Annotated in this window: 28 protein-coding genes and 1 riboswitch; of the genes, 15 read left to right on the plus strand and 13 right to left on the minus strand. The window is 64.5% G+C overall.

The features are described 5' to 3' along the window. The first annotated feature begins 2 nt into the window (after positions 1-2). Together H5P29_RS09360 and H5P29_RS09365 are read left to right on the plus strand one after the other, a co-directional pair. Positions 3-1010, plus strand: coding sequence for an esterase-like activity of phytase family protein (locus H5P29_RS09360; protein ID WP_154386107.1), 1008 nt, complete (start codon positions 3-5; stop codon positions 1008-1010). A 47-nt stretch (positions 1011-1057) separates the two neighbouring features. Then, complete coding sequence (locus H5P29_RS09365) at positions 1058-1429, plus strand: nuclear transport factor 2 family protein (RefSeq protein WP_154386108.1); 372 nt, start codon at positions 1058-1060, stop codon at positions 1427-1429. A 140-nt stretch (positions 1430-1569) separates the two neighbouring features. On the opposite strand, the gene H5P29_RS09370 is transcribed toward H5P29_RS09365, so the two are convergent. After that, entirely contained in the window at positions 1570-2670 is a 1101-nt protein-coding gene (locus H5P29_RS09370) for a saccharopine dehydrogenase family protein (protein WP_154386109.1), read from the minus strand. A gap of 122 nt (positions 2671-2792) precedes the next feature. Between H5P29_RS09370 and H5P29_RS09375 the strand changes: the two genes are divergently transcribed. Then, positions 2793-3221, plus strand: a complete 429-nt coding sequence (locus tag H5P29_RS09375) for an Lrp/AsnC family transcriptional regulator (RefSeq protein WP_154386110.1) — start codon at positions 2793-2795, stop codon at positions 3219-3221. Between the two features lie 6 nt (positions 3222-3227). Here the strand turns inward: H5P29_RS09375 and H5P29_RS09380 are convergent, their stop codons facing one another. The 6 genes from H5P29_RS09380 to rpmB all read right to left on the minus strand — a co-directional run bounded on the left by H5P29_RS09380 (position 3228) and on the right by rpmB (position 6984). Further along, positions 3228-3677 (minus strand): N-acetyltransferase, encoded by a 450-nt coding sequence (locus H5P29_RS09380; protein ID WP_154386111.1) that lies wholly within the window; start codon positions 3675-3677, stop codon positions 3228-3230. Positions 3678-3773: 96 nt separating this feature from the next. Further along, a complete protein-coding gene (locus H5P29_RS09385; protein ID WP_154386112.1) occupies positions 3774-4403 on the minus strand; it encodes a DsbA family protein in 630 nt (209 codons plus the stop codon). Between the two features lie 14 nt (positions 4404-4417). Beyond that, the gene (locus H5P29_RS09390) at positions 4418-4780 is read right to left on the minus strand and encodes an antibiotic biosynthesis monooxygenase (protein ID WP_154386113.1); all 363 of its coding nucleotides are present in this window, start codon (positions 4778-4780) and stop codon (positions 4418-4420) included. Between the two features lie 100 nt (positions 4781-4880). Next, the gene (locus tag H5P29_RS09395; protein ID WP_154386114.1) at positions 4881-5828 is read right to left on the minus strand and encodes a LysR family transcriptional regulator; all 948 of its coding nucleotides are present in this window, start codon (positions 5826-5828) and stop codon (positions 4881-4883) included. A gap of 59 nt (positions 5829-5887) precedes the next feature. Beyond that, the gene (locus H5P29_RS09400) at positions 5888-6565 is read right to left on the minus strand and encodes a queuosine precursor transporter (RefSeq protein ID WP_154386115.1); all 678 of its coding nucleotides are present in this window, start codon (positions 6563-6565) and stop codon (positions 5888-5890) included. Positions 6566-6687: 122 nt separating this feature from the next. Further along, the gene (rpmB, locus tag H5P29_RS09405; RefSeq protein WP_067957607.1) at positions 6688-6984 is read right to left on the minus strand and encodes a 50S ribosomal protein L28; all 297 of its coding nucleotides are present in this window, start codon (positions 6982-6984) and stop codon (positions 6688-6690) included. A 255-nt stretch (positions 6985-7239) separates the two neighbouring features. On the opposite strand from rpmB, the gene H5P29_RS09410 reads away from it, so the two are divergent. Both H5P29_RS09410 and H5P29_RS09415 read left to right on the plus strand, forming a co-directional pair. Then, positions 7240-8022 (plus strand): DUF3108 domain-containing protein, encoded by a 783-nt coding sequence (locus H5P29_RS09410; protein WP_154386116.1) that lies wholly within the window; start codon positions 7240-7242, stop codon positions 8020-8022. Between the two features lie 137 nt (positions 8023-8159). After that, complete coding sequence (locus tag H5P29_RS09415) at positions 8160-9056, plus strand: DMT family transporter (RefSeq protein WP_182575168.1); 897 nt, start codon at positions 8160-8162, stop codon at positions 9054-9056. Here the strand turns inward: H5P29_RS09415 and H5P29_RS09420 are convergent. Together H5P29_RS09420 and gloB are read right to left on the minus strand one after the other, a co-directional pair. Then, a complete protein-coding gene (locus tag H5P29_RS09420; RefSeq protein ID WP_154386117.1) occupies positions 9053-9490 on the minus strand; it encodes a cupin domain-containing protein in 438 nt (145 codons plus the stop codon). The two genes, H5P29_RS09415 and H5P29_RS09420, sit on opposite strands and share 4 nt — an antisense overlap. Positions 9491-9492: 2 nt before the next feature. Continuing rightward, positions 9493-10260 carry a hydroxyacylglutathione hydrolase gene (gene gloB / locus H5P29_RS09425; protein ID WP_154386118.1) on the minus strand — a complete coding sequence of 256 codons (768 nt, stop codon included), beginning with the start codon at positions 10258-10260 and terminating at the stop codon, positions 9493-9495. Positions 10261-10366: 106 nt separating this feature from the next. Here gloB and H5P29_RS09430 point away from each other — a divergent pair, with 106 nt between their 5' ends. From H5P29_RS09430 to H5P29_RS09445, 4 genes are all read left to right on the plus strand, one after another. Beyond that, positions 10367-11137 carry a class I SAM-dependent methyltransferase gene (locus tag H5P29_RS09430; protein WP_154386119.1) on the plus strand — a complete coding sequence of 257 codons (771 nt, stop codon included), beginning with the start codon at positions 10367-10369 and terminating at the stop codon, positions 11135-11137. A gap of 90 nt (positions 11138-11227) precedes the next feature. Further along, complete coding sequence (locus H5P29_RS09435; RefSeq protein WP_154386172.1) at positions 11228-12019, plus strand: DUF1194 domain-containing protein; 792 nt, start codon at positions 11228-11230, stop codon at positions 12017-12019. A 98-nt stretch (positions 12020-12117) separates the two neighbouring features. Continuing rightward, a complete protein-coding gene (locus H5P29_RS09440; protein ID WP_154386120.1) occupies positions 12118-13539 on the plus strand; it encodes an aspartate aminotransferase family protein in 1422 nt (473 codons plus the stop codon). 179 nt (positions 13540-13718) lie between these two features. Continuing rightward, on the plus strand, positions 13719-14579 hold the full coding sequence (locus H5P29_RS09445) for a lipid kinase (protein ID WP_067966126.1): 861 nt from the start codon (positions 13719-13721) through the stop codon (positions 14577-14579). A gap of 118 nt (positions 14580-14697) precedes the next feature. Here the strand turns inward: H5P29_RS09445 and H5P29_RS09450 are convergent, their stop codons facing one another. Continuing rightward, on the minus strand, positions 14698-16251 hold the full coding sequence (locus H5P29_RS09450; protein WP_154386121.1) for an MFS transporter: 1554 nt from the start codon (positions 16249-16251) through the stop codon (positions 14698-14700). Positions 16252-16391: 140 nt separating this feature from the next. Here H5P29_RS09450 and H5P29_RS09455 point away from each other — a divergent pair, with 140 nt between their 5' ends. Next, positions 16392-17249, plus strand: a complete 858-nt coding sequence (locus tag H5P29_RS09455) for a LysR family transcriptional regulator (RefSeq protein ID WP_154386122.1) — start codon at positions 16392-16394, stop codon at positions 17247-17249. 46 nt (positions 17250-17295) lie between these two features. On the opposite strand, the gene metA is transcribed toward H5P29_RS09455, so the two are convergent. Further along, positions 17296-18219: a homoserine O-succinyltransferase gene (gene metA / locus H5P29_RS09460; protein WP_182575175.1), complete on the minus strand. Its 924-nt coding sequence runs from the start codon at positions 18217-18219 to the stop codon at positions 17296-17298. Between the two features lie 49 nt (positions 18220-18268). Beyond that, a riboswitch (SAM riboswitch) is annotated at positions 18269-18346 on the minus strand. Positions 18347-18499: 153 nt separating this feature from the next. On the opposite strand from metA, the gene hisC reads away from it, so the two are divergent. Together hisC and H5P29_RS09470 are read left to right on the plus strand one after the other, a co-directional pair. Then, a complete protein-coding gene (gene hisC / locus H5P29_RS09465; protein ID WP_154386124.1) occupies positions 18500-19612 on the plus strand; it encodes a histidinol-phosphate transaminase in 1113 nt (370 codons plus the stop codon). 3 nt (positions 19613-19615) lie between these two features. Further along, positions 19616-20551, plus strand: a complete 936-nt coding sequence (locus H5P29_RS09470; protein ID WP_154386125.1) for a prephenate/arogenate dehydrogenase family protein — start codon at positions 19616-19618, stop codon at positions 20549-20551. Between the two features lie 60 nt (positions 20552-20611). Here H5P29_RS09470 and H5P29_RS09475 read toward each other — a convergent pair whose 3' ends face one another. Then, a complete protein-coding gene (locus H5P29_RS09475) occupies positions 20612-21610 on the minus strand; it encodes a DUF2125 domain-containing protein (RefSeq protein ID WP_154386126.1) in 999 nt (332 codons plus the stop codon). 56 nt (positions 21611-21666) lie between these two features. Between H5P29_RS09475 and H5P29_RS09480 the strand changes: the two genes are divergently transcribed. The 3 genes from H5P29_RS09480 (at position 21667) to H5P29_RS09490 (ending at position 23950) form a co-directional block, all read left to right on the plus strand. Continuing rightward, on the plus strand, positions 21667-22185 hold the full coding sequence (locus H5P29_RS09480) for a gamma-glutamylcyclotransferase (protein WP_154386127.1): 519 nt from the start codon (positions 21667-21669) through the stop codon (positions 22183-22185). A 73-nt stretch (positions 22186-22258) separates the two neighbouring features. After that, the gene (locus tag H5P29_RS09485) at positions 22259-23314 is read left to right on the plus strand and encodes a bifunctional transcriptional activator/DNA repair enzyme AdaA (protein WP_154386128.1); all 1056 of its coding nucleotides are present in this window, start codon (positions 22259-22261) and stop codon (positions 23312-23314) included. Between the two features lie 60 nt (positions 23315-23374). Then, positions 23375-23950 (plus strand): demethoxyubiquinone hydroxylase family protein, encoded by a 576-nt coding sequence (locus tag H5P29_RS09490; RefSeq protein ID WP_154386129.1) that lies wholly within the window; start codon positions 23375-23377, stop codon positions 23948-23950. On the opposite strand, the gene H5P29_RS09495 is transcribed toward H5P29_RS09490, so the two are convergent. Continuing rightward, the gene (locus H5P29_RS09495; protein ID WP_154386130.1) at positions 23947-24735 is read right to left on the minus strand and encodes a 1-acyl-sn-glycerol-3-phosphate acyltransferase; all 789 of its coding nucleotides are present in this window, start codon (positions 24733-24735) and stop codon (positions 23947-23949) included. The two genes, H5P29_RS09490 and H5P29_RS09495, sit on opposite strands and share 4 nt — an antisense overlap. Positions 24736-24785: the final 50 nt, after the last annotated feature.

Here is a 24785-nt window from a genome sequence, read left to right on the forward strand (position 1 = left end):
CCATGGCCCGGCTGCGGCACCTTGCTTGCGCTGCCTTGGCGGCGCTCGCGCTGTCGGCATCGCTCACCGCGTCCTCGCGCGCCGAGCAGCCTGCCATCGAGCGCATCGAGATATCAGCCCGTCCCATCGCCCGCTTCCAGATCGGTCTCGACCAGAAGATCTTTGGTCCGCTCGAATTCGTCGGCGGCCTCGAAATGACCTCGTCGTCGCGCAATCTCGGCGCGCTGTCGGCCTTCCGCTTCCTCAAATCGGGGAGTGACTTCATCGGCGTCGCCGACACCGGCTTCTGGTATTTTGGACGTGTCGCCCGCGATTCCGCGATGCGCCCGACGGGCATCGAGAACTTCCGCATGGTGCAGATGGTGGACAGCTCCGGTGTCGCCATCGAAAAGAAATGGCAGGCCGATGCAGAGGGCCTTGCGGTGAAGGACGGTATCGCTACCGTGGGCTTCGAGCGCACCCACCGCGTCGCCCAGTACCGCATCGATCCCGACAACATGCAGCCGCCGTTCCGCGAGCTCGATTTCCTCGTGCCGCGCAACGAGCTCAGGACGAATCGCGGCTTCGAGACCGTCGCCTATTCCACTGAGAAGGGCGGGCTTGTGGTGGTGTCGGAAAAGAGCCTCGACACATCAGGCAACATCTTCGCCGCGATCATCGAGGGGCCCAAGAAGGGCGTCTTCACGGTCAAGCGCAACGGCGAGTTCGACATCACCGACGGCGCCTTCCTGCCCGATGGCGACCTGCTGCTGCTTGAACGTAGCTTCTCGATGGCTTCGGGCGTGAAGATGCGGCTCCGGCGCATTGCCTCCGAGACAATCGCCAGGGGCCAGATCGCCGACGGCCCGGTGCTGCTGGAAGCCAACATGGGCTACCAGATCGACAACATGGAAGGGCTCGACGTCTGGCAGCGTAGCGACGGCGCGCTGATGGTATCGCTGGTCTCCGACGACAACCATTCGATCCTGCAGCGCAACCTCTACCTGGAATTCATCCTGCACGGCGATTGAGCAGCGATTGTCCGCTATTGTCGGCGCCTGCGATGCGGGAGCCAGCCATGTCGTCCGATGTAACCAGCCTCATTGACCGCTACTGCGCGGTCTGGAACGAACCCGACGCCGACAGTCGCAAGGAGCTGCTCGAAGCCGTCTGGGCCGAGCGGGCGACATACACCGACCCGCGGGCCGACACTGTCGGTGCCGATGAGCTTCTGGTGCATATCGCAAGTATCCGGATGAGCCGCCCCGGTGCGAAGATCGTCCGCACCACCTCTGTCGATCTTCATCACGGCGTTGCCCGCTTCGGCTGGCGCGTCGTCGAGGCCGACGGCACACCGCTGCCCGAAGGCCTTGATATTGCCGAGCTTTCGCCCGACGGGAAGCGCATCGCGCGCATCATCGGCTTCTTCGGGCCGATGGTAGCGATCTGATCTGCCTGAACTTGCCCTTGGCCGAGCCAAGCAGGGAGCCGGTCGCAGCTATCCGGACAAAAAGAAAGCGAGGGGTCCCCTAACCCCTCGCTGCAAAAATCATGACCTCCGGGGTATCTTCCCCGTAAGGCGTCCCCCAATCAGGCTGCCAGATGGCTTGTCGCGGCCTGGGCGTAGTTGTGGCCGAAGCGGTTGGCGAGGAAGGCGTCGAGTGCGATGTCTTCCTGGCGGATGAAGCCCTGCTGCGGCAATGCGCCGTTGGCCAGCATGTCGAGCACGGCGCAGATGCCGGAAGCCGTGGTGATCTGGATGGCGCTGCGCACCATCTTGCCCATCTGGCGGCTGTAGATCTTGTTGGCGTAGCTTTCCTGGAGCAGGCGCCCGCCCTTGCGACCGCTGACGGTGACGAAGATCACCACCACGTCCTGCATGGTCGCCGGCAGCGAGTTCTCCAGGATGTCCTTGAGCACTTCGCGGCGGTGACGCAGGCCGAGATCGTTGAGCAGCGCCTTCATGATCGCGGCGTGGCCGGGATAGCGAATGGTGCGGTAGTTCAGCGTGCGCACCTTGCCCTTGTAGGTCTCGCACAGCGTGCCGAGACCGCCCGAGGTGTTGAACGCCTCATAGGTGATGCCGTCGAGCGAGAACTCTTCGCGTTCTTCCAGCGGCGGCACCTCGACCAGCGAGCCTTCGACGATCGCCTCGCAGGGCTCGCAATACTCGTTGATGACGCCGTCGGTGCTCCAGGTCAGATTGTAGTTCAACGCATTGGACGGGTACTGCGGCAGTGCGCCGACGCGCATGCGCACGCTCTCCAGCGAATCGAAGCGCTTGGCGAGATCGTTGGCGACGATCGAGATGAAGCCTGGTGCGAGGCCGCACTGCGGGATGAAGGCGCTCTTGGCGGTGGTCGCCAGTTCCTTGACGATGCGGGTCGAAGCGACGTCCTCGGTCAGGTCGAGATAGTGCACGCCGGCCTTGGCGGCTGCCTCGGCAATGCGCGTGGTGAGGTGGAAGGGGGCAGCGGAAAGTACGGCGAACTTGCCTGCCAAAACGGCGTCGAGGGCGCCAGCTTCGGCGATCTCGACCTTAAGCGTCTCGACGGCGTTGCCGGTCTCGAGCGAATCAAGTGCGGCCTGCGAGCGGTCGACCACGGTCACCTGGTAATCGCCACTCTCGGCCAGCATGTCGGCGATGGTCGAGCCGATCTTGCCTGCGCCTACGACAACGATCTGTTTCATGGTCATGTCCCCTTCAAATGGAATTTCGCGCGGAGTCTACGGTCGCACCACGTCAAAAGGCAGTATCGATATTGCCGAAAGGCCGATATGTTTTGGACGAAACGACGTATGGTATCGACGAAATGACGACAGACCCTGACCGCGCCCTGCTTGCCTTGTTGCGCGAGAACGCGCGCGCCTCGACGGCCGAGCTGGCGCGCAAGCTAGGTGTGTCGCGAACGACGGTGCAAAGCCGGATCGAGCGGCTGGAACAGCGTGGGGTGATTGCTGGCTACAGCGTCAGGCTGTCGCCAGACTACGAGAAGAACCTGGTTCGCGCGCATATCCTGGTCACCGCGCTGCCCAAGGTCTCGGCGGCGGTGGAGGCGGTGCTGAAGCGGATTCCCGAGGTGCGCACGCTGCATTCGGTCAGCGGCAATTTCGACATGATCGTCGTCGTCGAGGCGCCGTCGGTGCGCGACCTCGATGCCTTGATCGACCGAATAGGTGCGCTCGAAGGTGTCGAACGCACCTTGTCGTCGATCGTCCTGTCGACGCGAATCGACCGCTGATCGGCCTCAGCCGATCGCCGAAAGGTCGTGACGAAAGACGACCTCGCCACCGATAACCTCGCCCGTCGCGCGGAAGCCAACCTCGCGATAGAGCGCCATCGCCATTTCGTTTTCCGGCACGACGCTCAAGGTGACATGGCCGCAGCTGGGCAGCTTCGACATCAGCTTCAGCATCTCCAGCAACGCCTTGCGGCCATAGCCGAGCCGCTGGTAACGCTGGTCGATCATCAGCCGATAGATCCAGTAATTGCCGTCGTCGGGATCGAGCGCATACATGGTGTAGCCGACCGGCAGGTCATCGGCATAGATGGCGAACGGCGCGCAATGGTGGCCCGCATCAGCCTCTTCGATCGAATCCTCGTTGCTGGCGACAAAATTCTGCTGCGCCGGCGCGACTTGCAGTTCAAGCATTGTTGCCCGCTCGGCATCGTTGAGCGGGCGTAGTGTAATGGTCATGTATCCACCGTGTCTGACGTAACTCCCGCGACATTGTCGAGATTGCATTACGTCAGCATGTCCCCGGTGGTCGCGGAAAGTAGCGAATACCGATGCTCATGCGCTCGGCTCGCTTGCCGCCGCCTGTCGCAGCAGCTTGGCAAGCTCCTCGACCGGCTTGACCGCCGAAGTCGGCGCTGTCCCGGCGAGGACCATCACCGGCACGCCCGATATGCCGCGTTCGACGGCGAGGCGCTTGTCGGCGCGCACGGCGGCGGCGAAATCGTCGCCGGCGAGCAATTCCGCCACCGCACCTGGCGCAAGCCCGGCCTCGCGGCCAAGCCGGTCCAGAACGCCGCGGTCGGCTATGTTTTCGGCCTCGCTGTGATAGGCCTGCAGCAGGCGTTCCATCACCGCGTCGGCCTTGCCGCTCGCTGCACCAAGGTGAACCAGCCGGTGCGCGTTGAAGCTGTTGACCGGGCGGGCGTTCTCCAGGTCTAGCTTGATGCCCTCGACCACTCCGAACCCTGTGATCTGGGCGAGCCGCGCTTCGGCCGCATCGCCGCGCCATTGCCTGATCATGTCGGCGGCGCTGTCGCCTGATATCAGAGCGCCTTCGGGCGACAACTCGAAGCTGCGCCAAACGATCCTGATCGGCGTGCCGGCAAGCGCCGAGGCGGCTTCGAGGCGGCGCTTGGCGATGTAGCTCCACGGACACAGCACGTCGGCATGCATCTCGATCTGCATGGTCTCCTCCCGGCTCAGGCGTCGATCGGGCGCGGGCCGGGCGCGATTTCGCGGACGAGGTTGTAGCGCGGTGGGCCGCTCATTCTGGGCTCGGCCTTGCCCTTGAGGCCGTCGATGACGCCCTCGATCGCCGCAATGCGCGCGGCATTGTCCGATACGCGCTCGAATTCGCGATGCGCGGCTTCGCTTTCCCAGTGGATGATGTTGTAGACGCGCGTGCCGTCGGTGCTGGCAAACAGATGCGCCGACTTGTAGCCGGGATAGAACCGTACCCATTTTTCCTGCAGGCCGGCGAAGGCGTCGATCAGCTCTTGCTGTGTCTGGGCGCCGTCCACGGTGTAGTCGATGATCGAGTAGAATCCCTGTGTGTCCTGCATCTGCATGTCCTTTCGTCGCTTTGATGAGCCGAAGGTAAGGACAGGTACCCGGGTGGATTAGCCGGAGATTTCAGGATGCAGCTTCCGGATCGACGGAAGATCAGGCGACGAACAGCTGGCGCGGAAAATGCGCGACGACATGGTCGATGAAGGAGCGCAGGCGCCTCGAGACGATGCGCTGGCGCAGATAGACGATGTGGATCGGCTGCGCCTCGCCGCTCCACTCGGGCAACAGAATCACCAGCTCGCCACTGGCCAGTTCCCGGGCCAGGAACGCAGCCGGCACCAGCGCAATACCACGACCCGCGACGGCTTGATGCCGCAATGACGAAAGCTGGTTGCCGGTGAAACGACCGGAGATGCTCAGTTTGTAGGGGTCGCCGCCGGCGTGGCGTAGCTGTGCCGAGGCATATCCGGAAAAGGACATCAGCTGGCCGGTGTCGATGTCACCAGGATGGCTGATTGGTGCATGTGCCGCGAGATAGGCAGGTGACGCCACGAGCCTCAGCGCGGCACTGCCAAGCGAACGCGCCACCAGCCCCGAATCGTCGCGCAGCGTGCCGACCCGAATGGCGACGTCGATGCCATCAGTGAACAGGTCGGCGTTGCGGCTGCTCAGATTGAGCTCCAGCGACATGTTGGGATGAGCCTCGAGGTAGCTGCTCAGCAGCGGCGCCAGCACATCGTCCATGGCGATCGTGCTCGCCACTCTGAGCTTGCCGCTCAGCCCTGCCGCCGTGTCGGTCAGCTCGGCCTCGTAGCCGCGCAGTTCGGCCAGCGCCCGCGACGCGACCTCGTGATAGCTTGCGCCGGTTTCGGTCAAGGCCAGACGTCGCGTGGTGCGCTTGAGCAAGGTGCTGCCGAGGCGGGTTTCGAGTGCGGCGATACGCTGGCTTATCGTTGAGACGGGGATGCCGGTGGCTCTGGCTGCGCCGGAAAAGCTTCCGGTCCGAACGACCTCGAGGAAAAGATCAACCGAATCGAGAGCCATACCCTTGCCGATCATGCCGTGGCGCGAGCCGGTAAGGTATGCGGCGGCGCCCGACATGCAAGAGCAGCCGATCGATCATCGGATGCTCTTGGCAATGCTGTCGTATTTGTTGGCGGCTATGCCAGCGCCGGCTGTGTCCAGCGCGCGGCGATCAGGCGGTAGGGGATCAGCGCGAAGACGGCGATCAGAAGCTTCACCGTGAGGTCGCCGAGCGCCCACGAGATCCAGCGCGCCGCCTCGAACGGCAGCACGCCGAACAGCGGGGCCGCTTCCAGGGCGAATGCATCCTCGGAGCCGAGGAAAGCGAAGGCTGCCGAAAAGGCGATGCCGAAGAAGATCGCCGTGTCGAACACCGAACCGACGAGCGTGCCGAAGATCGGCGCGCGCCACCAGCTCTGCCGGCGCAGCCAGTTGAACACGGTGATGTCGAGCAACTGGGCGGTCAGGAAGGCAGCACCGGAGGCAACGGCGATTCGCGCCAGTCGATCGGCAGCCGTGTCGAACGGGATCAGGCCATAGCGGAACAGCACCGGCGGAATGACGATCGAGCAGACCACCGCAACCGTGAAGCCGACGAAGACGATACGCCGTGCCAGCTTCGGGCCGTAGCGCCGGTTGGCAAGGTCGGTGACCAGGAATGAGAAGGGATAGGTGAAGGCGCCCCAGGTCAGGACGTCGGCAAGCGCCAAAGGTCCGACCTGTCCCTGCATCGGGAACTGGACGAGAATGTTGGAAGCGACGACGACAAGCGCCATGGCCGCCACGAAAGGCAGGTATCTTGAACCGGAGTTCATTTTTTTATCCTGGGTAATGGAACCAGCGGTACGGGCATAGCCCGGGCGGATTTGGGCGGAGCCTCCATCGTCCTTGCGGCCGTCAGAGGCTCCAGGCGGTCGTCCCCCGCCTCGTCAGACGATTAGGCTGCGGCCTGCTCGGCGTTCTTCTTGGCGATCTGCTTCTTGAGCAGGCGCGCACGCTGCGACAGCTCTTCCGCGTCAGCCTTGATCAGGAAGGCGTCGAGGCCACCGCGATGCTCGACCGTGCGCAGGGCGTTGGCCGAAATGCGCAGGCGCACGTTCTGGTTCAGCGTCTCGGAGATGAGCGTGACGTTGACCAGGTTCGGCAGGAAGCGACGACGGGTCTTGTTGTTGGCGTGGCTCACATTGTTGCCGGTCATGACGGCTTTGCCGGTGAGTTCGCAAGCGCGGGACATGTTACTTACCTTCAGTTCTGGCGGACCAAGCGACGATGACGCACCGAATAACGATGGCGCGCGGTCTCAGTCAGGCGGCCTCATGGAAAAAGTTGGCGTTCCATAAGTGTATTTCACCGACGCGTCAAGCACCCCGGTTGTTTCCAGGCATTGTCCCCAACTCCACAGAATGGCCGGAATTGGTTCTATAACCATCGCGCAGGGACGTGAACAGCGGCAGGCGCAGCTTGCGCTGTCGATGAGGTGTTACCGAGAATGCGCCGCCCCGCACCGATCCTGCTTTGCCTTTGCCTCGCCGTCCTGCCGTCGCCGCTGCTCGCCGCCGGCAAATCCTTCAGCGGCGATTACTCGCTCTCGTTTCTTGGCATTCCGGTCGCCAAGGCGACCTTCGACAGCACCTATGAGGGCAACTCCTATGTCGTCAACGGCAGGGTCTCCAGCGCCGGGCTGGCGGCCTTCTTCGACGACACGCGCGGCACGATCTCGTCGCGCGGCAGTTTTGGCGAGGGCCGCACCAGGCCACGAGCCTTCCGCGCCGACTATGTCTCGGGCAAGGTCAGCTCGCTCGTCGCAGTCGGCTTTTCCGGCGACCGCGTCACCAGCACCGAGGTGGTGCCGCCGCCCAAGAAGCGCGGCAAGACCTGGATTCCGCTCGGCGCCAACGACCTGCGCGGCGTCGCCGATCCGATCGCTGCGACCGTCATCCGCGCGCCCAGCCTCGACAAGGTCTGCGGCCGCACTGTCAGGATCTATGACGGCGAACTGCGTGCCGACCTCAAGCTGACCGAGGTGTCGCGCAAGAAGATGGTGGTCAAGGGGTTCGAAGGCGACACAGTCACCTGCCGCATGGGCTTCCAGCCTGTCTCGGGCTACCGCACCGACAAGAAGGCGCTGACCTTCCTGCGCGACCGCAGCCGCATCATGGTGACGTTTGCGCCGCTCGGCGAAACCGGAGTATATGCGCCTATATATGCGACCGTAAGCACGGAGATCGGAACGATCACCGTCAAGGCACGGCGCTTCGAAGCGACCAATTGAGCATGACCCGAACGAAGCATGTTCCCGAAAAGTGGACATCGATTTTCGGATAAGATCATGCGCAACGAAGAGGGGGCGCCGGTTTCCGGACGCGGTCAGCCTCCACGGGGAAAGGCGCGTTGCGCCGGGAGGGGTAAGTGGGGCGCGCAACCTTGATCGGATTTTCGGCGGTCGCCATGTGGGCGCTGCTGGCCTTGCTTACCGACGCCTCCGGTTCGGTGCCGCCGTTCCTGATGTCGGCGATCACCTTCGCCGTCGGCACCTGCGTCGGCCTCGTTACCCGCCTGTTCATGCCCAAGCCCGACAAGGCCGAGAAGATCCCGGCGCAGGTCTGGATCATCGGCATCGTCGGCCTGTTCGGCTACCACTTCTTCTACTTCACCGCGCTGCGCAACGCGCCGGCGGTCGAGGCCAGCCTGATCGCCTATCTCTGGCCGCTCTTCATTGTGCTCGGCTCGGCGCTGATGCCGGGCGAGCGCCTGCGCTGGAACCACATCGCCGGTGCGCTGCTCGGCCTGGCCGGCACCTTCCTGATCGTCACCAAGGGCGGCGGGCTGGCCTTCGAGCCGCGCTACGCCTTCGGCTACATCATGGCCTTCGCCTGCGCCTTCCTGTGGTCGGGCTATTCGCTTCTGTCACGCCGCTTTCCCTCGGTGCCGACGACCGTCGTCACGTGGTTCTGCCTGGCGACGTCGGTGCTGTCCCTTGCCTGCCACCTGGCGCTGGAAGAGACCGTGCTGCCGGCCAATGCCGGTCAGTGGCTCGCCGTGCTTGGCCTCGGCCTGATGCCGGTCGGTGCTGCCTTCTATGCCTGGGACATCGGCGTCAAGCGCGGCAACATCCAGGTGCTCGGTGCTGCGAGCTACGCAGCCCCGCTGCTGTCGACCCTGGTGCTGATCGCGGCCGGCTTCGCCGAACCATCGCTGCGCATCCTCGCCGCTTGCGTGCTCATCACCGGCGGTGCGGTGCTGGCGGCGAAATCGCTGATCTTTGGCGAGGGCAAGGGGCCGGCCGCCGACGGGGCAGGGGCCTAGCCGACACTCGGCTCCCAGCCCGGTTCCGCCAACTCGAACTGGGCGAATTCGAAACCCGGTGACACCGTGCAGCCGACAAGCGTCCAGTCACCCAGGCAACGCGCCGTCTGCCACCAGCCGGACGGCACCACGCATTGCGGCCGCTGGCCGGCTGCGATGTCGACGCCAAGCGTGTGGGCGACAAGGATGCCGCCTTCCTGGAACAGTTTCAGTTCGATCGGCGCGCCGGCATGGTAGTGCCAGATTTCGGCAGCGTCCTTGACCCGGTGCCATGCCGACACGTCACCGTGCTCGAGCAGAAAATAGATCGCCGTCTGGTTGCCGCGCGGGCCATGCGGTCCGGCTTCCGGATTGTCGCGAAATGTCTCGACATACCAGCCGCCCTCGGGGTGGCGTTGCATGCCGAGGCTGGCAATGATCTCCTGAGCCGTCATGGTCAGAAATTGTCCTTGCGCTTCCGGACCTCAGCGAAGACGTCGACGTCGGCCGCCTTTTCCATGCCGAGATGCTTGCGGATGGCTGGATCGGCCCAGCGCAGGAACGGGTTGGTCGCCAGCTCCTCGCCGATTGTCGTCGGCAGTGTCGGCCTGCCGTCGCTGCGCAACGCCTCGATCTTATCGGTGCGGGCGCGCAGGGCTGCGTTGTCCGGATCGATCGTCAGCGCGAAACGCGCATTGGACAGCGTGTATTCGTGCCCGCAATAGATCACCGTCTCCGGCGGCAGGGCGGCGAGCTTCTTCAGCGATTCGAACATGACGGGTGCGGGACGCTCGAACAGCCGGCCGCAGCCGAGCGCAAACAGCGTGTCGGCGGTGAAGGCCAGCTTCGATTTCGGCAGGTAGTAGCAGACATGGCCGGCCGTATGGCCCGGTGTCTCGATGACCTCGATGGTCTCGTTGCCGAAAGGAATGACCGAGCCTTGCTCGACCGTGTCGTCGATGCCGGGGATCTTGTCGCGCTCGGCTTCGGGGCCGATGATGCGCAGCTTGTAGCGGCTCTTCAAGGCCAGGTTCGCCTCGACATGGTCGGTATGGTGATGCGTCGTCAGGATCGTCGACGGCGTCCAGCCGCTGTGTTCGATCGCCGACTGGATCGGGCCTTCCTCCGGGGCATCGATGATTGCCGTCTCACCGGTTTCGCGGTCGTGCAAAAGCGCGCCGAAATTGTCGGTGCGGCACATGAAAAGCTTGATCTCGGCGGCCATGGCAATACTCCAGTTCGGGAACGACGATAGGGCGCGTCGGCAAGTCTGTCACGCCAAATGGGGCGGGGTCGTTGAAGTCGGTGGGCGGCGCGTCTACCTTCGGCCCATGAATTCCGACATCGTCGATCTTCGCTCCTTCTACTCGACGCCGCTTGGCCGCCTCGCCGAGCAGTCGATATCCATGGCGCTGTCGTCGGTGTGGGCCGGTCTGCCCAATGAGCGGCTTGTCGGGCTCGGTTACACGCTGCCCTGGCTCGACCGATTCGGCAGCGATGCCGAGCGTGTCTTTGCCTTCATGCCGGCTACACAAGGTGCCGTGGTCTGGCCGGCGAATGGGCCGTCCTCGACGGCACTCGTCTTTGACGAGGAGTTGCCGCTCGTCGATTCCTCCGTCGACCGGGTGCTGCTGGTCCATTCGCTCGAACATGCCGAAAACCCGCGCGAGACGCTGAAGGAGATCTGGCGCGTGCTGTCGCCGGCGGGGCGCATCGTCATTGTCGTGCCCAACCGGCGCGGCATGTGGGCGCGTTTCGAGCACACGCCCTTCGGCACCGGGCGGCCATTCTCGTCCGGCCAGCTCAACGAACTGTTGCGCGAGGCCAATTTCACCGTCTCGGCATGGTCGGATGCGCTGCATTTCCCGCCGTCACGGCGCAAATGGATGATGAAGTTCGACCATCTGTTCGAGCGCGCAGGCCGCCGCCTCTGGCCGATCTTTGCCGGCGCCATCGTTGTTGAGGCGCAGAAGCGCGTCTACCAGGGCATTCCGGTGGCGCAGCGCGCCTCGCGGCGCGTCTTCGTGCCGGTGCTGTCGCCCACCGGCGCCTCACGCGGCTTTCCAGCCCTGCGCCGTGGCGACGCGGAGCATGGTGGCTAGGCTGTACCTCACGAAGGGGTGAAGCCGCACCACTTCCATTCCGACGCCATTGCCGCGACACTGATCCATCCGTCGGAGAGCCTGCAAACGATGCTGGGCGTGCTGGCCATAGTCTTGTGTCTGGGCTGCGAGGTGCCGCGCCCGGTGGCTGGTGTTGCGGTCGATGTCGAGCTCGTGCTTGCGGTCGACGTCTCGCGCTCGATGGATCTGGAAGAGTTCACCCTCCAGCGCGCGGGTTATGTCGAGGCGCTGCGCCACCCTGATTTCATTGATGCCGTTCTGTCCGGCCAGCATGGCCGCGTCGCCATCACCTATTTCGAATGGGCGGGCACCGTGCGCGAGGAATCGGTGGTGCCGTGGCAGATCATCGACGGGCCGCAGAGTGCTGCCGCCTTCGCCGCCAGGCTCGAGGCGAGGCCGTTCAGCGGCTTTCGCGGCACCTCGATCTCGGGCGCGGTCACTTATGGCGCCAAGCTGTTCGACAGCAACGACGCCGACGGCTTTCGCCGCGTTATCGACATTTCGGGCGACGGGCCGAACAATTTCGGCAACCCGGTGCTTCCCGCGCGTGACGCTGCTCTGGCCCAGGGAATCGTCATCAACGGCTTGCCGATCCTGATCCGGCCGTCGCGAACGGCGTCCCGGCTCGACCGTTATTACGCCAAATGTGTCACCGGCGGCGCCGGCTCGTTCGTCCTGCCGATCAAGGCGGCGTCGGAATTCGCCACTGCGATCCGGCGCAAGCTGGTGCTCGAGGTCAGCGGCGACACCCATGCCGTGCCGGTCGTCAGGATCGACACCGAGCCCCGGGTCGACTGCATGGCCGGCGAACACGACAGGCGGATCTATTCCGATCCCTATTTCCCGGAGCTAGACCGTTAGACTGCGGGTGCGTTCGTTGCCGGGAAGCCCTGCGCGGAATATGCTTGGTTTCTAATGTTTCTGCGGATTACGGCACTCTTGGAGCAGAGGGTACTGCCATGGAGGGGGAACAGATCGGGCGCCTGCTGCGCCAGGCCGCGGACCATGCCATCCGTTACAGGTCGGAACTGCCATCCAGGCCGCAGCGTCCGCTGCATGGCTACGCCGACGCCTTGGCCGCCTTTGACGGCCCTTTGCCCGAGACCGGAGAAGCACCCGGCGTCGTGGTCGACGAACTGGCGGCACGGGCCGAACCGGGCCTCAACGTTACCACCGGCGCACGCTTCTTCGGCTGGGTCATTGGCGGTTCGCACCCGGTCGGCGTCGCTGCGGACTGGATGACCAGCGCATGGGGCCAGAACGCCGGCAACCACCACGCCATGCCGTCGGCCGCCGCGGCCGAGACGGTTGCCGCGCGCTGGCTGCTCGACCTGCTCGATCTGCCGCGCGAAAGCTCGGTCGGCTTTGTCACAGGTGCTACGGTGGCAAATTTCGTTTGCCTGGCCGCAGCGCGCGGCGCGGTGCTGCGACGTGTCGGCTGGGATGTCGACGCCAACGGCCTGTTCGGCGCGCCGCCGATTTCCGTGCTGATCGGAGACGACGCCCACACCACAGTGTTTTCGGCGCTGCAATTCCTCGGCCTTGGCCATGATCGGCTGATCCGGGTCGCCACCGACAGCCAAGGCCAGATGGAGCCGGAGGATTTCGCTCGCCGTGCGGCTGACGTGCGGGGGCCGGCAATCGTCATCCTGCAGGCCGGCCAGATCAACACCGGCGGCTTCGACAGGTTCACCGAACTGGTGCCGATCGCCCGCGGGGTCGGTGCCTGGATCCATGTCGACAGCGCTTTCGGGGCTTGGGCGCGTGCCTGCCCTGCTTTCAGGCATTTCACCGAGGGGCTCGACGCTTGTGATTCCTGGGCAACCGATGGTCACAAATGGCTGCAGACGCCTTATGACTGCGGCTATGCCATCGTCCGCGACAGCGAGGCGCATCGCCGCGCCATGACGATTGCGGCGAGCTATCTGCCGACGGCTATGGAGGGCGAGCGCGACCCCAGCCATTTCGTTCCCGAACTGTCGCGGCGGGCGCGTGGTTTTGCCACCTGGGCGATCATCCGCCATCTCGGCCGCGAGGGCATAGCCACGATGGTCGAGCGGCACTGTCGTGTTGCCCGGCTGATCGCCGATGAGCTGCGTGGTGAAAACGCCATCGCAGTACTCAACGATGTCGTGCTCAACCAGGTGCTGGTGCGTTTCGGCGCCGACGAGCCTGCCGAGCGCGGCGATGAACTGACCCGGGCAACGATCATCCGGCTCCAGCGGGACGGCGTTGCCTTCGCCGGCGGCGCCAAATGGCGCGGACGCGAGGTGATGCGCATTTCGGTGATTTCCTGGCTCATCGACGACGCGGCCGGCAAGGCTACCGCCGCAGCCATCATCTCGGCCTGGCGCGGCGTGCGTGAAACGTCCCAGGACTGACGCGAATATTTCCGGTTACTTGGCTTCGCCGCCGGCATATTCATCCGCCTGCCTTCAAATTTGCCAGATCGATCCCTAGATGACAGCGGGCTTGGCCCACCGTGAAGAATAGGGGTTTCCTCCTGACCGACGTCATCAACCAAAAGCGCGCCGTGCAGCATTCCAGGGGCAAGCGCGCGATGCTGATCGTCAATCCGCGCGCACGCCGTGGTGGCGGGTCGATCGATGCCGCCCGTCAGGTGCTCGTCGATGCCGGTCTCCAGATCGAGGAGATGGCAACAAGCAAGGACGAGAACGCCTCCGAGCTGATCTCGCGCAATGCCGATCATTTCGACATGGCAATCGTTGGTGGCGGCGACGGCACGCTCAACAACGCGGCCGCCGGTCTGTCCTATTCCGGCCTGACGCTCGGCGTGTTGCCGCTCGGCACAGCCAATGACTTTGCCCGCACGATGGGCATTCCCGCCGACCCGGTGAAGGCGGCGGAAATCATCGCCGCCGGCCACCAGGCAACCGTCGATCTCGGCGAGGTCAACGGCCATCTGTTCTTCAACGTCGCCAGCATCGGTTTCAGCGCCGAACTGGCGGGCGAGCTCACCGAGCACGCCAAGAAGCGCTGGGGCACGCTGGGCTACGGCATCGTCGCCGCCCGCATCCTGATGCGTTCGCGGCTGTTCACCTGTTATGTCGACCATGACGGCACCACCGAAAAGATCCGCACCATGCAGGTCTCGGTCGGCAACGGTCGCCATTATGGCGGCGGCATGACCGTCGAGGAGACCGCGACCGCCGACGACGGCTGGCTCGATCTCTACAGCCTCGAGGTCGACCATTGGTGGCGGCTGCTCAGGCTTCTGCCCAGCCTGCGCAAGGGCACGCAAGGCCAGTGGGACGACGTCCGCGCCTTCAAGACCACTGAAGTGACGATCCGCACCAAGCAGCCGCGCCCGGTCAACACCGACGGCGAGCTGGTGACCTGGACGCCGGCGCATTTCCGCATCAGGCCCAAATCGGTCAACGTGTTCGTGCCGAAGGGCTGACACTGCAGGCTCAAGCTGGGCGAGGGGCTACCTCATCACCGAATGGCTGTGGCCGGGGCGTGCTCTCGCTGGGCAGCAGCGGAATTGGCTGTGTTGCGTTCGCCCCGGCTCTGACAGGTCAGATCACCTGCGACTCGGTTTTCGGTCGCGGCTCGCCGCTCACTGTCCTGGCCGGCCCGAAGATGACGAAGCTGAGCACGGCCAGGACCCAGACGCCGATACCGCCATAAAGCAGCGTCCAGCCGAAGCCGTCGACGAGTGCGGCGTGCGCCACCGCCACAGGCACCTCCAGCGTCGGTTGGCCTGAAAGCGCATGCGGTGTCGCAGCACCGCCGGCGGCGATGCGCTCGGCCAGCCCGCGCAGCTGCGCCGCGTCAGTTGCTTCAGGCAGCGCCTGGCGCAGCGTGTGGAGAATGCCTTCGACAAGCACCAGGCCCATCACCGCGATGTTGACGGCAAGGGCGATCAGCCTGGCGCTGGCGTCGATGCCCGAGGCCATGCCGGCACGGCTGGCCGGCACCGAGCCTGTGGTCATGTTGGTGGCGGGCGTCGTCGTCAGGCCAAGTCCTATGCCCGAGACCAGGGCACCGGCCAGCACGGTCGCCCCGGCTGCCTGCCCGAGCGTGCTGCCGAACCACATCACGATGAAGCCAAGGCCGATGGTGAACAGGCCGAGCGGGATGATGGTGCGGGCGCTGGTGCGCAACAAGAGATACTGGGCGACAGGCGACATCACCAGGAAAGGCACGGTGTAGGCTAAAAGCGCCAGCCCGGTCGTTGCGCTGTCATAACCAAGGCCGACGGTGAAATAGATCGGCAGGTAGATCATCAGCGGCCAGTAGCTGAAGTTCATGCCGATGCAGCCGATGATGGCGCCGGAGAAATCGCGGATCGCAAATACCGAGAAGTCGAACATCGGATGCGGATGCCGCCGCTCGGCAGCAACGAAGGCGATCAGGCCGGCGATGGTAGCTGCTGCGATGGCCAGTGCGGCCGGGCTGAGGAAGCCGAGGTCGGCGCCGCCGGTGATGTAGTAGGTCAGGCCGAACACCGATGCGCTCAGGATGACGATGCCGGCGACATCAAGCTTCCGCGCCTGCGGATCGCGCGATTCGCTGACGCTGCCATAAGTCAGGACAAGGCACAGCACGGCGAGCGGCGCGTGGACCAGGAAGACCCATTGCCAGGTCGACAGCGAGACGATCAAGCCACCGATGAGCGGCCCGAAACCCAGGCCAATGCCCGAGATGACGCCCCAGATGGCAAAGGCGCTGCTGCGCGCCCTGGCGTCCTGGAACTGGTGCGACAAAATGGCGATCGAGCAGATGAACATGGCGCCGCCGGCCATGCCCTGCAGGAAGCGGCTGACGATCAGCACTGTGGTGTTGGGGGCGAGGCCGCACATCAAGGAGGTCACGCCGAAAGCGGCAACCGTAAGCGCAAAAACGAGCCGGCGGCCGTAGCGGTCGGCCAGCGTTCCTGTTGCCATCAGCACCGTCGTACAGGCGATGGTGTAGGCGTTCATGATCCACTGCATGCCCTTGAAGTCGGCATGCAGCACATGTTCGAGCGTCGGCAGGATCACCGGCACGCTCGATATCTCAAGACCAAACATCAGCGCCGACAGGCAGATCGCCCCCAGCGCCAGACTGTCTCTCATCGTCAGCTTCATCCCATGTCTCCGGCTGGCGGCGTCGGGGGAGGAAGTCCGGTCGCCGCTGGTTATCTGGAAACATCCGAGATATGCCAAGCTTGATTATGCATAAATGCTATGCAAAACTATATCAGTGATAACAAATCGGTATAGATGAGATGCTGTGGCTCGACGCCGAGGCCGTTCGTAACTTCGTCATGGTGGCGGACCTGCAGAGTTTCACCCGTGCAGCCGACGCCATGGGCTCGACCCAGGCGGCGGTAAGCGTCAAGCTCAAGCGGCTGGAGGAGCGTGTCGGCCGCAAGCTGATCGAACGTACTCCGCGCCGCGTCAGGCTGTCGGCCGACGGCGCGCTGTTCATCGAATCGGCACGCAGCTTCCTAGCCGCGCATGACAAAGCGGTTGCCGGCCTGTCATGTTCGGCGCGGCGCTTCACGCTCGGCATTGCCGGCCATGTCGCCGGACCGGAGGTGACGACGCTGCTGGCCCGCCTCAGCCAGCACGACCCGGCCCTGACCATCGAGGTCCAGGTCGACAATTCGACCTTGCTGCTCGACGCCTTCGACCGTGGCGAGCTCGATGCGGCGATTGTCCGGCGCGAGGACGACCGCCGCGACGGCGAGGTGCTGGGACCGGAGCATTTCGGCTGGTTTGCGACGCCCGAGTTCGATCATCGTCTTGGCGAGCCGATCCGGCTGGCGACGCTGTCGCGGCTGTGCGGCGTGCGCGATCTGGCGATACGCACGCTCGACGATGCCGGCATTCCCTGGGTCGAGGTGTTCGTCGGCGGCGGCTCGTCGTTGGTGACGGCGGCAGTGTCGGCCGGGCTGGCGACGGCGGTCTTTCCCAGCCGTCTCGCGCCTCCCGGAACCGTCGAAGTCAGCCGCAAGTTCGGTCTGCCCGATGTGCCGGCAACCGAAATCGTGCTGCACTCGTCGCTCACCGACCGCCGCTCGCGCGAAGCCCTGCGCATCCTCGCCTGCGCCTTCCACGAGCATCGAGCCAAAGCGGGGTAGGGCAAAGGACCGCGCCCGGCGTCGAGCGCGGTCCTGTTCGGGGAGGCTAGCGGCCCTTGCCGATGTTTTCCAGATCGTACTCGGTGGTCTGGTAGACGCGGTTGATCCAGTTGCCGAACAAAAGATGGGCGTGCGAGCGCCAGCGATTCAGCGGCCGGCGCTGCGGGTCGTCGTCGGGGTAATATTCGTGCGGCACGGCAATCGTCACGCCGGCGGCCACGTCGCGGTCATACTCTTCCTTGAGTGAGGTCGAGTCGTATTCGATGTGGTTGAACATGTAGAGCCGGTTGCCGGCTTCTTCGGCCAGCAGGCTCGGGCCGGTCTCTTCCGATTCCATCAAAAGCTCCAGGCCGGAGCCTTCGGGGATGTCAGAGGCACGGACCTCGGTCCAGCGCGACACCGGTATGGCGAAATCGTCGGAGAAGCCGGCGAGATAGGGCGAGGCAGGCGCGTTGTTGTTGTGGCGGTAGACGCCGAACGCCTTGTGCTCCAGCGTGTGCTTGGGAACGCGGTGAAAATGCCAGGCGGCCGCCATCGCGCCCCAGCAGATGAAGAACGGCGAGTGCACGTTGGTCGTCGTCCAGTCCATGATCTGCTTGAGTTCGTCCCAGTAGGTCACGTCCTCGAAAGGCAGCAGTTCCACCGGCGCACCGGTGATGATGAAGCCGTCGAACTTGCGATCCTTGACCTCTTCCCAGGTCTGATAGAAGGCGATGAGGTGATCTTCTGAGGTGTTCTTGGCCTTGTGGGTGCCGATGCGCACCAGCGTCAGTTCGACCTGCAGCGGGCTGGCGCCGATCAGGCGCGCGATCTGCGTTTCGGTCCTGACCTTGTTGGGCATCAGGTTGAGCAGGCCGATCTGCAGCGGACGGATGTCCTGGCGGAGAGCTGTCTGCTCATCCATGATGGACACGCCCTCTTTTTCCAGCACTTGGCGGGCGGGGAGTTGATCCGGGATCTTGATCGGCACTGTGCGAACTCCAAAAAACAAAACCGGCATTGCTGTCGCAAAGCCGGTTTACGGATCGCAAACGGCCCTTTAGCGACTTGTTTAACGTGGCTGCAAGCCGACCGGCCAAATCACCACGGGTCTATGCCCTGCTATTACGCCCGGTCGGGGATTGCGTCAACCGCGACCCATTCGTCCGGCCAGACCGCCCGGTTCCGCCGGTTTTCCTCGACATTGCGTGCACCGGGCGGTATTTCCGCTGCGGCCTCCGGCCGGAGGCGCCAATCCAGGATATTTCGAAATGACCAAGGCACCCGAGCAGATTCGCCCCGAACCCCGCGCCGGCATCATGGACATCGCAGCCTATGTCCCCGGCAAGAGCTCCGCTCCGGCAGGCGTCGCCAAGGTCCATAAGCTGTCGTCGAACGAAAATCCGCTCGGCGCCTCGCCCCATGCGATCGAGGCCGTCCAAAGGCTATCGCATAAGATGGAGTATTATCCCGATGGGTCGGCGTCACGCCTGAGGCAGGCGATCGCGGCGACCCATGGGCTGAATCCTGCCAACATCCTGTGCACCAATGGCTCCGACGAAGTGCTGGGCCTGTTGTCCCAGAGCTATCTCTCGCCGGGCGACGAGGCCGTCTACACCGAGCACGGCTTCATGGTTTACAAGATCTACACCCAGGCAGCCGGTGCCACGCCGGTCGTTGCCAAGGAGGATGCCGAGAAGGCCAGCGTTGACAACATCATCGCGGCGGTGACGCCGAAGACCAGGATCGTCTTCCTCGCCAACCCCAACAACCCGACCGGCACCTACCTGCCGTTCGAGGAGGTGCGCCGCCTGCACGCGGCACTGCCCAAGAACGTGCTGCTCGTGCTCGATGCCGCCTATGCCGAATATGTCCGCCGCAACGACTATGAATCGGGCGTCGAGCTGGTCGCGGCCAACGAGAACGTCGTCATGACGCGGACCTTCTCCAAGATCCACGGCCTTGGCGGCATGCGCATCGGCTGGATCTATGCGCCGTCGCACATCATCGACGTGCTGGAGCGCATGCGCGGTCCCTTCAACGTCAATGCGGCGGCCATCGAGGCCGGCGTGGCGGCGATGGAAGACCGCGGCCATGTCGAGCGCACGGTGGCGCACAACGCCAAATGGGCGGAATGGCTGGTCGCCGAGTTCGAAAAGCTCGGCCTGCGCGTCACGCCTTCGGTCGGCAACTTTCTGCTGGTGCACTTCCCCGATGACGGCAAGCACTCGGCCGCTGCCGCCGACGATTATCTCACGGCGCGCGGCTATATCCTGCGCAGGGTCACCGGCTACGGTTTCCCCAATGCGCTGCGCATGACCATCGGCACCGAAGAAGCCAATCGCGGCGTCGTCGCCGCACTCACCGAATTCCTGAAAAGTTGAACCATGTCAGATCCTCTCTTTGAAAAGATCGCCCTCGTCGGCATCGGCCTGATCGGCTCGTCGCTGGCCCGCGTCATCCGCCGTGAAGGGCTCGCCCGTCACATTGCGATCACCACCCGCAGCGCACCCACGCTCGCCCGCGCCGAGGAACTCGGCCTCGGCGACAGCTACTCGACCGACGCCAAGGCAGCCGTCAAGGATGCCGACCTCGTCATCGTCTCGGTGCCGGTCGGCTCGTCCGGCGCCGTGGCTGTCGACATCGCATCGGCGCTGAAGCCGGGTGCCATCCTCACCGACGTCGGCTCCACCAAGGCCTCCGTCATCGCGCAGATGGCCCCGCATGTACCCGCGGGCGTGCATTTCATCCCTGGCCACCCGCTGGCCGGTACCGAGAAGTCGGGTCCCGACGCCGGCTTTGCCGAACTGTTCGAGAACCGCTGGTGCATCTTCACGCCGCTGCCTGATACCGATCCGGTGGCGCTGGAGAAGCTGTCGGAGTTCTGGCGCCGCTGCGGCTCCAACATCGATACGATGGATCCCGAACATCACGATATGACGCTCGCCATCGTCTCGCACCTGCCGCACATCATCGCCTACAACATCGTCGGCACGGCCGACGACCTAGAGTCGGTGACCAAGTCGGAAGTCATCAAGTATTCGGCTTCCGGTTTCCGCGACTTCACCCGTCTGGCGGCGTCGGACCCGACGATGTGGCGCGACGTCTGCCTGCACAACAAGGACGCGATCCTGGAAATGCTGGCGCGCTTCTCGGAAGACCTGGCGTCGCTGCAGCGGGCGATCCGCTGGGGCGACGGCGACAAGCTGTTCGAGATGTTCACCCGCACCCGTGCCATCCGCCGCTCGATCATCGACGCCGGCCAGGAAGTCGACGTGCCGAACTTCGGCCGCGAGGCCATCGAGCATCCGGCGAAGGGTTAGGGGAATACGCGAATAGGGGAGCAGGGGATCGTCCCCCTACTCCCCTACTGCCTTACTCCCCTAATCTACCGCCGGTACCATGCCGAGCGGAATGAAGCCCAAAGTCGCCTTGCCCTTGACGATCTTGAGCGGCAGGGTCGGCGCGTCGCCGAGCAAAGCGAGGCCGGTGAAGGCGGTCTCGAACTGCTTGGCCTGCTCCGGAATGACCTGAGACAGGATGCGCGACAGCTCGCGCGGGTTCTGGATCGTCACCTTGAGATCTGCATCGATCAGTCCATCGTCGCCGACCGACCATGGGCCACTGAGTGCGACGCCGGTCGTACCGCCCGACGTCAGCGTCAGCGAGCGAATGCTGCCCGACTGGCCGCGCAGCGCCGGCTGCCTGTTTTCCACAAGGGCAACGCCATTGTTGAGCGAGGTGTCGGCGCTGCCGTCGAGCTTGGGCAGCGTGCGTCCGCCGATCGCCTGCGGGTCGATCTGCAAGCCGGTGAAGGTACCGGCGAGATCGATGTTGGCGCCGTTCGGGCGCAGATGCGTCTGCGTCTGCTCGGCGGTGAACAGCGGCTTGGCGACGCCGTCGATAAACGCTGCCTGGCCGGAAAGCTTGAGCGTTTCGACCGAGATACGTTCGGGCAACGGCTTGGCGATACGTGCGCTGGCATGCAGCAAATCCCAGTTGAATTGCAACTGAGGCAGGTCGGGCGCGGTGATCCTGAGCGGGCCGTCGATCTCCAGCACCGAGTGCATCGGCTGATAGACCTGGGCGGCGGTGCGGAAACTGCCGGCGCTGGCCGAAATCCTGCGCCCCGCATCCTCGTAGTCCAGCCGGTCGCAGAACAGGCCGATGCGGAACGGGAAGCCCTTGATCTCGGGGTTGGCGCATTCGAGCGACACGCCATCGCGGTTGACTCCGGCGATCGCCTTGCGCACCTCGCTTTCGGCCTTGCCGGCGAACCAGAACCATCCGGCGCTGTAGCCGCCGAACAGAAGCACGATGAAAAGCCCGAGCCACATGAAGCGGCGGCTGTAGTTTGCTCTTGGTTCCTGACTTGACGGCATGCTCGGGCTCTCGCTAACGCGGTTCTGTTCACCGCGATCACCAACAGGCTGGCGATATGGGCGATTTTTGGGTTTTTGGCTACGGTTCGCTGATATGGCGGCCAGGTTTCGCGCATGTCGAGACGCGCCGTGCCCGGTTGATGGGGTTTCGTCGTTCGCTCTGCATCCGCTCCTGGGTCCATCGTGGCACCGAGCAGCGGCCGGGCCTGGTGCTCGGCCTCGACCGTGGCGGCTCCTGTGTCGGCCTCGCCTTCCGCGTGCCGGGCGACCTGCGCGACGAGGTGCTTGCCTATCTCAGGGACCGCGAGCTCGTCACCAGCGTCTATCTAGAACGCCAGCTAACCATCCAGCTCGATGGCGGCGGAAAGGCGGAGGCGGTGTGCTACATCGCCGACCGCAAGCATCATCAGTATGCCGGCAATCTCGACGCGGCGCACGCGGCCGAAATCGTCGCCGGAGCCGTCGGCCAGTCGGGCCGCAACGAGGATTATGTGCTCAGCACCGTCGAGCATCTCAGGGCGCTCGGCATTCGCGACCATTGGCTCGAAGAGGTGGCACGTCTGGTCGGCAAATAGCTCTGTGTCAGGAGGCAAAATCAACGCCCGTTTTTCGGCGGCGCGCCGAGCGGAGACGCGCTAAGGATCAGCCATGCTGTTCCAACGCCCCGATGACGACACGCTTTATGATGCCCTGATCGCCCGCGATGCAGGCTATGACGGTTTTGCCTATGTCGGCGTCAGGACGACCGGCATCTTCTGCCGGCTGACCTGCTCCGCGCGCAAGCCCAGGCGCGAGAACGTGCAGTTCTTCGACACCACCGCCGAATGCCTGCATGCCGGCTTCAGGCCCTGCTTGCGCTGCCGGCCGATGATGGGCTCGGGCGAAGCGGAGCCGCTGGTCGCAGCGCTGGCCGAAGCACTCGAACGCGAGCCGGAACGGCGCTGGCTGGAGGCCGATATCGTCGCCATGGGCCTCGATGCCTCGACAGTGCGCCGCGCCTTCAAGCGTCGTTTCGGCATGAGCTTTCTCGAAATGGCGCGGCTGCGCCGGTTGGGGCAAGCGGCAGAGAGGCTGACGTCAGGTGACAGCGTCGTCGACGCCCAGGTCGAGGCGGGTTTCGATTCCGGCAGCGGATTTCGCGCGGCTGTCACCCGGCTGCTCGGCGAGGCGCCGGCCAAGCTGCGCGGCAAGACCATGCTCAAGGCCGACTGGATCGAGACGCCCATCGGCCCGATGATCGCGATTGCGGACCAGCATGCCCTGCACATCCTCGAATTCCTCGAGCGAAAGGCGCTGGCGACAGAGGTGCGCAAGCTGCAGGCGGTCACCGGCTCGGCCATCGCCTTCGGCAGGGCCGCACCGATCGATCAGATCGAGGCGGAACTCTCCGCCTATTTCGCTGGCACGTCTGCGGAGTTCGCAACTCGGCTGGCACCGCAGGGCACGTCCTTTGAACGTCAGGTCTGGGACGGCTTGCGCCGCATTGCTGCGGGCGTCTCGGTGACTTATTCCGGCCTCGCCGCCGAGATCGGCAACCCCGCAGCCATACGTGCGGTCGGCCGCGCCAACGGCGCCAACCCGATCGCCATCGTCATCCCGTGCCACAGGGTGGTCGGCGCCAGCGGCGACCTGACGGGCTATGGCGGTGGCCTCTGGCGCAAGCGCTGGCTGCTTGAACACGAGCGGCGGATGGCCGCTGGCTAGCCTCGTGTCACATATCAAGGATCAGTGATATCAAGGGAGCATCGTAGTCGGGGGACATCGATGCTGCTGCCTGCAAGCGCGGACAAGATCACGATCCAGCGTATCCTCAAGGTCAATCACGCTGGCGAACGCGCCGCGATCAACATCTATGGCGCGCAAATCGCTGTTGCCCGGCGGTTCTTCCCGGTGATCCAGCCGGAGCTGGAGAAAATGCGCGCCGACGAGATCCTTCACGCCAGGATCTTTCGCGACGCCATGCCGACACGCGACACGCGGCCGTGCCGTGTCATGAAGTTCTGGTCGCTTGGCGGCTATGTGCTGGGATTGGTTACATCGGTGCTTGGACCGCAGATGGTCTGGCTGTGCACGGAAGCGGTGGAGGCCACCGTGCATCGCCATCTCGAAGAACAGCTTCGTTTCCTGGAACGTCGGGACGAGCGGCTGCATGCCGCCATCCTCGACATCCAGCAGGAGGAACTCGAGCATCTTGAGGTCGCGCGCCAGCGCAGGTCCGCCAAGGGCGTGCCTTACAGGCTGGCCTATGGGGCGATCTCGGCGGCGACAGCCATGATGATCTGGCTGTCGACCTGGGGCGATACGAGCTGGATGAAGCGCGAGCTGGCGGCCGGCAGCTAGCCGACCTCGACGCCCAATTCCCTGAGCCGCTTTACCGCCGTCGGCGGCATCGGCGGCGGGTTCTTCGAGGTTGCCGCTTCGATCAGGAACGCGTCGCAGGCGGCCTCGGTTTCCGAGATCAGGCGCTGCATGAATTCCTCGCGCGAAAGGCCCGCCGGAATCGGCTTCAGGAAACGGGCCTTGATGGTGCCGGGGTAGCGCAGGAACTTGCGACGCGGCCAGTACAGGCCGGCGACATGGGCGACGGGCACGACGGGCATGTTGAGCGCCGCATAAAGTTCGGCGATGCCCCACTTGTAGGCCGGCTCGTCGCCGGGCGCGCGGCGGGTGCCCTCGGGATAGATGATCAGTTGGCGGTCGTTCTGCATTTCCCGGCGGGTTGCCACGACAACGGCCTTCAGGGCTGCCGAGCGCTTGCCACGGTTGACCGGGATCATCTTCATCTTGGCGATGTACCAGCCGAAGAACGGGATCCACATCAGCTCGCGCTTGAGGATGTAGAGCGGGTCGCGCAAGTAGGGGAAAAAGGCGATGGCGTCCCAGAACGACTGGTGCTTGGGCGCCAGGATGAACGAACCCGCAGGCAGGTTTTCGAGCCCCGTGACCTCGCTCTTCGTGCCAGCGATCTTTTCCTGCAGCCACAGGCTCGAACGCGCCCAGAATTTGGGCACCAGCCAGGCGCGGTGGCGTGGCGACAGGAAATAGTAGGGCGTCCAGAAGATCATCTGGGCGATCAGGCTGACATAGAAGACGAAGTTGAATGCCAGCGAGCGGATATGGAGCATTGGTGAGGGGCGCCTGAGGACGGGATTTCGCCGTTGGTTACACCAAGCCG

This window comes from Aminobacter sp. MDW-2, from assembly GCF_014250155.1.
In the GTDB taxonomy this organism is placed as follows: domain Bacteria; phylum Pseudomonadota; class Alphaproteobacteria; order Rhizobiales; family Rhizobiaceae; genus Aminobacter; species Aminobacter ciceronei.

Bases quoted from the DNA above. Each gene is read 5' to 3' on its own strand.
- H5P29_RS09410 (WP_154386116.1), top strand. From the start codon at position 7,240: ATGCGCCGCCCCGCACCGATCCTGCTTTGCCTTTGCCTCGCCGTCCTG.
- H5P29_RS09445 (WP_067966126.1), top strand. From the start codon at position 13,719: ATGCTGATCGTCAATCCGCGCGCACGCCGTGGTGGCGGGTCGATCGAT.
- H5P29_RS09370 (WP_154386109.1), bottom strand. From the start codon at position 2,670: ATGAAACAGATCGTTGTCGTAGGCGCAGGCAAGATCGGCTCGACCATC.
- H5P29_RS09450 (WP_154386121.1), bottom strand. From the start codon at position 16,251: ATGAAGCTGACGATGAGAGACAGTCTGGCGCTGGGGGCGATCTGCCTG.
- rpmB (WP_067957607.1), bottom strand. From the start codon at position 6,984: ATGTCCCGCGCTTGCGAACTCACCGGCAAAGCCGTCATGACCGGCAAC.
- H5P29_RS09455 (WP_154386122.1), top strand. From the start codon at position 16,392: ATGCTGTGGCTCGACGCCGAGGCCGTTCGTAACTTCGTCATGGTGGCG.
- H5P29_RS09395 (WP_154386114.1), bottom strand. From the start codon at position 5,828: ATGTCGGGCGCCGCCGCATACCTTACCGGCTCGCGCCACGGCATGATC.
- hisC (WP_154386124.1), top strand. From the start codon at position 18,500: ATGACCAAGGCACCCGAGCAGATTCGCCCCGAACCCCGCGCCGGCATC.
- H5P29_RS09495 (WP_154386130.1), bottom strand. From the start codon at position 24,735: ATGCTCCATATCCGCTCGCTGGCATTCAACTTCGTCTTCTATGTCAGC.
- H5P29_RS09385 (WP_154386112.1), bottom strand. From the start codon at position 4,403: ATGCAGATCGAGATGCATGCCGACGTGCTGTGTCCGTGGAGCTACATC.
- H5P29_RS09485 (WP_154386128.1), top strand. From the start codon at position 22,259: ATGCTGTTCCAACGCCCCGATGACGACACGCTTTATGATGCCCTGATC.
- H5P29_RS09360 (WP_154386107.1), top strand. From the start codon at position 3: ATGGCCCGGCTGCGGCACCTTGCTTGCGCTGCCTTGGCGGCGCTCGCG.
- H5P29_RS09470 (WP_154386125.1), top strand. From the start codon at position 19,616: ATGTCAGATCCTCTCTTTGAAAAGATCGCCCTCGTCGGCATCGGCCTG.
- H5P29_RS09400 (WP_154386115.1), bottom strand. From the start codon at position 6,565: ATGAACTCCGGTTCAAGATACCTGCCTTTCGTGGCGGCCATGGCGCTT.
- gloB (WP_154386118.1), bottom strand. From the start codon at position 10,260: ATGGCCGCCGAGATCAAGCTTTTCATGTGCCGCACCGACAATTTCGGC.
- H5P29_RS09390 (WP_154386113.1), bottom strand. From the start codon at position 4,780: ATGCAGGACACACAGGGATTCTACTCGATCATCGACTACACCGTGGAC.
- H5P29_RS09365 (WP_154386108.1), top strand. From the start codon at position 1,058: ATGTCGTCCGATGTAACCAGCCTCATTGACCGCTACTGCGCGGTCTGG.
- H5P29_RS09490 (WP_154386129.1), top strand. From the start codon at position 23,375: ATGCTGCTGCCTGCAAGCGCGGACAAGATCACGATCCAGCGTATCCTC.
- H5P29_RS09430 (WP_154386119.1), top strand. From the start codon at position 10,367: ATGAATTCCGACATCGTCGATCTTCGCTCCTTCTACTCGACGCCGCTT.
- H5P29_RS09440 (WP_154386120.1), top strand. From the start codon at position 12,118: ATGGAGGGGGAACAGATCGGGCGCCTGCTGCGCCAGGCCGCGGACCAT.
- H5P29_RS09435 (WP_154386172.1), top strand. From the start codon at position 11,228: ATGCTGGGCGTGCTGGCCATAGTCTTGTGTCTGGGCTGCGAGGTGCCG.
- H5P29_RS09375 (WP_154386110.1), top strand. From the start codon at position 2,793: ATGACGACAGACCCTGACCGCGCCCTGCTTGCCTTGTTGCGCGAGAAC.
- H5P29_RS09420 (WP_154386117.1), bottom strand. From the start codon at position 9,490: ATGACGGCTCAGGAGATCATTGCCAGCCTCGGCATGCAACGCCACCCC.
- H5P29_RS09480 (WP_154386127.1), top strand. From the start codon at position 21,667: ATGGGCGATTTTTGGGTTTTTGGCTACGGTTCGCTGATATGGCGGCCA.
- H5P29_RS09380 (WP_154386111.1), bottom strand. From the start codon at position 3,677: ATGACCATTACACTACGCCCGCTCAACGATGCCGAGCGGGCAACAATG.
- H5P29_RS09475 (WP_154386126.1), bottom strand. From the start codon at position 21,610: ATGCCGTCAAGTCAGGAACCAAGAGCAAACTACAGCCGCCGCTTCATG.